Origin of the sequence: Frateuria sp., assembly GCF_035695185.1 — a bacterium.
In the GTDB taxonomy this organism is placed as follows: domain Bacteria; phylum Pseudomonadota; class Gammaproteobacteria; order Xanthomonadales; family Rhodanobacteraceae; genus Frateuria_A.
Map to the genome: position 1 here is coordinate 1 of NZ_DASSES010000082.1, position 6276 is coordinate 6276.

Below are 6276 nucleotides of genomic sequence, written 5' to 3' on the forward strand. Positions count from 1 at the left end.
CAGCCTGATGTCCGCGCGGTCCTTGTCCGACAGCGCCGATACCGACAGGCCGCCGCCCTGGCGGTTGAGGCCCTTGCGGTCGGACAGGCGGCCGCCGATCAGCACCTCGCAACGCACCTGCGCGCCCTCGACGGCGAGCACGCGCAACGCGACCAGGCCATCGTCCAGCAGCAGCACGTCGCCGGCGGCCACGTCCTGCGGCAACTGGTGGTAGCTGACGCCGACGCGGGTGGTGTCGCCCGGGGGCGCATCCGGCGAGCAGTCCAGCACGAACGGATCGCCCGGATGCAGCTCGACCGGGCCATTGGCGAACTTCTCGATGCGGATCTTCGGGCCCTGCAGGTCGGCCAGGATGCCGACCTCGCGCCCGACCGCCTGCGCCGCCTCGCGTACCGCCATGGCACGGGCCCGGTGGTCCTGCGGCTGGCCATGGGACAGGTTGAGGCGGACGACGTCCACGCCCTCGGTGATCAGTTTCACGAGCATGCCCGGTGCGTCGGTGGCAGGCCCGAGGGTGGCGACGATCTTGGTGCGGCGCAGGTGGTTTTCGGCGTTCATGCCGGCGAGGCTAGCAGATGCCGGCGGGCGCGCGACCGGGCTGCAATCGTATGCAGCGTGACGGGTTTCGCCAGGGGATCAGCCCAGCGTGCGGTTGAGCAGCTCGGCCAGGCGCTGGCCCGCCTCGCGCAGGCGCCGTTCGGCCAGCGGCAGCTGGGCCTGGGTGTAGGCGGCATCGACCGTATGGCCGTCCGGATAGATGTCGCGGCTCAACCGGCAGGACTCCTCGGCCCAGGCCGCGAAAGGTGCCTCCGTCGCCGGCGCCAGCGCGACCGGCCCGCGCGCATCCAGCAGCTGCGCGTAGTCCTGCCAGTCCAGCCCGCGCGAGCGGAGCATCCCCGAATCCCACACGCGGTGCAGGTTGCTGCCCTGGCCCTGGAATTGCACCTGGTACAGGTTGCCGCCCTTGTCGTCGCGGTAGCCGGCATGCAGCGGCTGGTGCAGGTCGCCGACGAAATGCACCACGAACTTGAGCGCCTCGCGCCGCGCCGCGGCGTCCTGGCTGCGGTCGCCCAGCACGGCGACGTAGTGCGCCAGGCCCTGGACCACGCAGCGCCCGTCGCGGCAGTCGCGCGGGGGCTGGTAGTCGCAGGCGCGGCTGCGGAAGTTGATGTAGTGCAGGCTGCGGGTCGCCTTCCACAATGCCTGCTGCGAGGGGTCGTCCTGGATGTCGTCGGCCCAGTTGGCGACGTCGGCCAGGCGCCGCGTGTGCTCGGGGGCCAGCAGCCGCTCGACGCGGGCTTCGGCGGCAGGGCTCAGGTGGCGCTGGGCAAGGTCGGCCACGATGCGGTGGCCGTCCGGCCCCCAGGCCCGGGCTGCGGGGGCCAGCAGGAAACAGGCAAGCAGCAGAACGGCGGTGCGGCGCAGGGACATCATGGACGGACGTGGGTGATGACGAGCCCGCCAGTGTGCCACAGCCGCCCGATCACGCCTCGCCTGGAGCCGGGAGGACGCCGGCCCGGCGGCAGGCCGCGCCAAGCGGACCGGACGGTATACGGCTTCGTGACCGCGATCGGCGCTAAAATGCGCGTTTTCGGCGACGCCTGTTGCCGCTTCCGCTCCACTTAAACCCAAGAGGACGCTTGCCCATGGCAATCAAGGTCGCCATCAACGGCTTCGGCCGCATCGGCCGCAACGTGCTGCGCGCCGCCGTGCAGAACTTCGCCCAGGACATCGAGATCGTCGCCATCAACGATCTGCTGGAGCCCGATTACCTGGCCTACATGCTGCGCTACGACTCGGTGCATGGCCGCTTCCAGGGCGAGGTGTCGGTCGACGGCGGCCATCTGGTGGTCAACGGCAAGCGCATCCGCCTGACCCAGGAACGCGATCCGGCGAACCTGAAGTGGGGCGAGGTCGGCGCCGAGGTGGTGATCGAATCGACCGGCCTGTTCCTGACCAAGGACACCTGCCAGAAGCACCTGGACGCCGGCGCGAAGAAGGTGATCCAGTCGGCCCCGTCCAAGGACGACACCCCGATGTTCGTCTACGGCGTGAACCACCAGAAGTACGCCGGCGAGGCGATCATCTCCAACGCCTCGTGCACCACCAACTGCCTGGCGCCGCTGGCGAAGGTGCTGAACGACAAGTGGGGCATCAAGCGCGGCCTGATGACCACCGTGCACGCCGCCACCGCCACCCAGAAGACGGTCGACGGCCCGAGCAACAAGGACTGGCGCGGCGGCCGCGGCATCCTGGAAAACATCATCCCCTCCTCCACCGGCGCGGCGAAGGCGGTCGGCGTGGTGATCCCCGAGCTCAACAAGAAGCTCACCGGCATGTCCTTCCGCGTGCCGACCTCGGATGTCTCGGTGGTCGATCTCACCGCCGAGCTCGAGAAGCCGGCCAGCTACGCCGAGATCTGCGCGGAGATGAAGGCGCAGTCCGAAGGCGCCCTGAAGGGCATCCTGGGCTACACCGAGGAGAAGGTGGTCGCCACCGACTTCCGCGGCGACGCGCGCACCTCGATCTTCGACGCCGACGCCGGCATTGCCCTCGACCCGACCTTCGTCAAGCTGGTCAGCTGGTACGACAACGAGTGGGGCTACTCGAACAAGTGCCTGGAGATGGTGCGGGTGGTGGCCCGGTAAGCGCCGCCCCGGGCGGCTCCCTGCTGGAAGCCGCCACGCACCACAGGGCCGGGACCCGCTCGAGGGTCCCGGCCTTTTTTTGGGTGCATTTGCAGGGCTGCCCCGGCTCGGGCCAGGCTCGGCGGATGACCGGCCGCGGCCGGCTGCGGCATCCGGACACGCCTGCCGCGCCCTCGCGCGGTTCCGGCCTATACTTGGGCAATGATAGGCATTCGCAACAAGTGGGCGGCGCGGCTCCTGCTGGCCTGCCTGCTGATCCCCGGATCTGCCGTCCTCGCCCAGGCCCTGCCGCCCCCTCCCGGGACGGCCACCACGGCGGGCGCCCCGGCGCCAGCCACGGTCGACCAGACCTGGCAGATGCTCGATTACCTGGCCACCGACTACGCCGGTGCCGTGCACGACGGCCGCGTGGTCAGTGCCTCCGAATACGCCGAGATGCGCGAGTTCGCCGGCACGGTGCGCCAGCGCCTGGCGCAATGGCCGCCCGGTCCGGCCATGCCGTCGCTGCAGGCGCAGGCGGCACGGCTGGTGCACCTGATCGACAACCGCGCCGGCACCGGCGTGGTAGCGCACCAGGCCCACGCGCTGGCCGATGCGCTGCTCGCCGCCTATCCCGTGCCCACGGCACCCACGCGCACGCCCGACCTCGCCCGTGGCGCGGTGCTGTACCGGCAGACCTGCGCGGCCTGCCACGGTGCCCGCGGGCAAGGCGATGGTCCGGCGGCGGCCGCGCTCGAGCCGCCGCCGATCGACTTCACCGACCGCGCGCGCGCCGACCAGCGCAGCGTGCTGTCGCTGTTCGAGGCGATCAGCCAGGGCGTGAAGGGCACTGCCATGGCCGGCTACGCCGATCGACTGCCGGCCGACGACCGCTGGTCGCTGGCCTACTACGTCGGCTCGCTGGCCTACGCACACCAGGCGGGCGAAGGCGCGGAGGCATGGAAGGACAATGCCGCCGCGCGCGCGCGGCTGGACAGCCTGGAGACGCTCTCCCGCGCCCGCGTGGAGCAGCTGGCCCCCGCGCTCGGCGAGCGGCAGGCGCGGGCGATCCTGGGTTACCTGCGCGCCTATCCGCACGCGCTGCCCAGCACCGTCAGCGGCCTCGCGCTGGCGCGCGAAAAGCTCGCCGCCAGCCTCGCGGCCTGGCATCGGGGCGAGCCGGACGAAGCCGGGCGCCTGGCGCTCTCGGCCTACCTGGACGGCGTCGAGCCGGTCGAGCCGCAGCTGGATGCGCGGGACGCCGCGCTGCGGGCGCAGCTGGAAACGGCCATGGGCGCCTACCGCACCGCGGTGGCCGGCGGGGGAGCGGACGTCATCGCGCGCGAACGCGCCGCCGACGAGCTCCTGCAGCGTGGCCAGGCCCTGCTTGCCGGCGGCTCGGCGGGTGTCGCCTCGGCCTTCATCGGCGCCTGGACGATCCTGGTGCGCGAAGGCCTGGAGGCGCTGCTGGTGGTGGTCGCCCTGCTCGCCTTCCTGCGCAAGGCCGAGCGTCCGGCCATGCTGCGCTACGTGCACGCCGGCTGGAGCCTGGCCCTGCTGGCCGGGCTGGCCACCTGGGCGGTGGCGAGCTACGCGGTAGCGATCAGCGGCGCCGGCCGCGAGCTGACCGAGGGGCTGTCCTCGCTGTTCGCCGCGGTGGTGCTGCTGTGCGTGGGCCTGTGGATGCACCGCAAGAGCGTGGGCGGACGCTGGCAGGCGTACCTGAAGGCGAAGATGGCGGCCACGCTGGACCGCTCGGCCTGGTTCCTGTTCGGCCTGGCGTTCCTCTCGGTGTACCGCGAGGTGTTTGAAACCATCCTGTTCTACGTGGCGATGTGGAACGAAGGCCCGCGCCCCTGGCTGCTCGGGGGCATCGGCGCCGGCGCGGCCACGCTCGCCGTGATCGCCTGGGTGCTGCTGCGCACCAGCCGGCGGCTGCCGCTGGGCAAGTTCTTCTCCGCCAGTTCGGCGCTGATCGCGGTGCTGGCGGTGGTGCTCACCGGCAAGGGCATCGCGGCGCTGCAGGAAGCCGGCTGGATCGGCGTGCACGTGGCGCCGCTGCCGCGGATCGAACTGCTGGGGATCTACCCGACCTGGCAGTCGTTCACCGCGCAGGCGATCGTCGCGCTGGTGCTGGCGGCCGGCTACGGCCTGAACCTGCGGCGGGTGCCCGGCTAGGCCCGGGTTCCCTGAAAGGGCGCCCCGTGCGCGACCGCCATCGGGCCGGTCGCGTACCGGCATGGTCTGCACCCGACTGCCCGGACGCATCCTGCGCGATGTCCCGCGCAGGATGCGCCCTGCAGCCCCCCTCGGCCGGTCCCGGGCCTAACGCTTCAGCAGTGGCAGCTTGCCTGCAACGCCGTCCCACTCCGCGGCCGCTTCCATCGCCGGGATCCTGCCGGTGATCACGGGCCACTCGCGCGCCAGCTCGGCGTTGAGTGCCAGGAAGCCCTCCTGCCCGACGGGAATGTCCAGCTCCGGGTAGATCGCGCCGACCGGGCACTCGTCCACGCACAGCGTGCAATCGATGCATTCGTCCGGGTCGATGACCAGGAAGTTCGGCCCTTCGTGGAAGGCATCGACGGGACATACCTCCACGCAGTCGGCGTGCTTGCAGTTGATGCAGTTTTCGGTCACGACGTGGGTCATGGCGGCCAGTGTCGGCCGGCGCGCCGCCGCGCGCCCTGATCCAGGTCAGCGCTGCGGGAAAGCCGTCGGGAGCCGGCCTTGTACGCCACGGCCACGCATGCGGGCGCACGATCGGGACAGGCGGCGTGCGACAACCGACCACAGGCGCTGCAGCGGTTTTTTGCCGCGGCGCTTTGACCCAGGTCAGGCGGATCCTCCGGCCATCCACGGAAAATACACGCAACCCTCCTGGAAACCTTCCATGCCCACCACCGAGTACTACAACGACAGGGTCGTGCGCCAGTTCCTGCTCGCCGCGGCCGTGTGGGGCATCGTCGGCATGAGTGTCGGCGTGCTCGCCGCCGCGCAGCTGGCGTGGCCGCTGTTCAACTTCGACACGTCGTGGCTGACCTTCAGCCACATCCGCCCCGACCACACCTTCGGCGTGATCTTCGCCTTCGGCGGCTCGGCGCTGATCGGCACCTGCTACTACGTCGTGCAGCGTACCGGCCACACCCGGCTGGCCTACCCGAAGCTGGCCACGTTCACCTTCTGGGGCTGGCAGGTGGCGTGCATCGCGGCGATGGTGACCATGCCGCTGGGGCTGACCCAGAGCAAGGAGTACGCCGAGCCGGAATGGTGGGTCGACATCATCATCGCGGTAGTGTGGGTGAGCCTGGGCGTGGTGTTCTTCGGCACGCTGGCGCGCCGGCGCATCCGCCACATCTACGTCGCCAACTGGTACTACGGCGCGTGGATCATCGCGGTGGGCCTGCTGCACATCGTCAACAACCTGGTGATCCCGGTGTCGCTGTCGAAGTCCTACCCGATCTACTCGGGCGTGGTCGATGCGATGGTGCAGTGGTGGTACGGCCACAACGCGGTGGCGTTCTTCCTGACCGCCGGCTTCCTCGGGATGATGTACTACTTCGTGCCGCGCCAGGCGCAGCAGCCGCTGTGGAGCTACCGCTTCTCGATCGTGAACTTCTGGGCGCTGATCTCGGTGTACATGTGGGCCGGC

Annotated in this window: 6 protein-coding genes; 3 read left to right on the forward strand and 3 right to left on the reverse strand. The window is 70.7% G+C overall.

From position 1 onward, the window contains the following. Both VFH59_RS05605 and VFH59_RS05610 read right to left on the reverse strand, forming a co-directional pair. The coding region (locus VFH59_RS05605) for a pyruvate kinase (RefSeq protein WP_325163902.1) at positions 1-558 on the reverse strand (558 nt) is incomplete at its 3' end. A 78-nt stretch (positions 559-636) separates the two neighbouring features. Next, positions 637-1431: a S1/P1 nuclease gene (locus VFH59_RS05610; protein ID WP_325163907.1), complete on the reverse strand. Its 795-nt coding sequence runs from the start codon at positions 1429-1431 to the stop codon at positions 637-639. A gap of 215 nt (positions 1432-1646) precedes the next feature. Here VFH59_RS05610 and gap point away from each other — a divergent pair, with 215 nt between their 5' ends. Together gap and VFH59_RS05620 are read left to right on the forward strand one after the other, a co-directional pair. Beyond that, positions 1647-2648 carry a type I glyceraldehyde-3-phosphate dehydrogenase gene (gene gap, locus VFH59_RS05615; RefSeq protein ID WP_325163903.1) on the forward strand — a complete coding sequence of 334 codons (1002 nt, stop codon included), beginning with the start codon at positions 1647-1649 and terminating at the stop codon, positions 2646-2648. Between the two features lie 201 nt (positions 2649-2849). Beyond that, positions 2850-4805, forward strand: a complete 1956-nt coding sequence (locus VFH59_RS05620) for an FTR1 family protein (RefSeq protein ID WP_325163904.1) — start codon at positions 2850-2852, stop codon at positions 4803-4805. Positions 4806-4952: 147 nt separating this feature from the next. On the opposite strand, the gene fdxA is transcribed toward VFH59_RS05620, so the two are convergent. Further along, the gene (gene fdxA / locus VFH59_RS05625) at positions 4953-5276 is read right to left on the reverse strand and encodes a ferredoxin FdxA (protein WP_325163905.1); all 324 of its coding nucleotides are present in this window, start codon (positions 5274-5276) and stop codon (positions 4953-4955) included. A gap of 241 nt (positions 5277-5517) precedes the next feature. Here fdxA and VFH59_RS05630 point away from each other — a divergent pair. Further along, a partial coding sequence (locus tag VFH59_RS05630; protein ID WP_325163906.1) for a cbb3-type cytochrome c oxidase subunit I occupies positions 5518-6276 on the forward strand: 759 nt, incomplete at its 3' end.

Coding starts and splice junctions, on each gene's coding strand:
- VFH59_RS05610 (WP_325163907.1), bottom strand. CDS start 1,431: ATGTCCCTGCGCCGCACCGCCGTTCTGCTGCTTGCCTGTTTCCTGCTG.
- gap (WP_325163903.1), top strand. CDS start 1,647: ATGGCAATCAAGGTCGCCATCAACGGCTTCGGCCGCATCGGCCGCAAC.
- VFH59_RS05620 (WP_325163904.1), top strand. CDS start 2,850: ATGATAGGCATTCGCAACAAGTGGGCGGCGCGGCTCCTGCTGGCCTGC.
- fdxA (WP_325163905.1), bottom strand. CDS start 5,276: ATGACCCACGTCGTGACCGAAAACTGCATCAACTGCAAGCACGCCGAC.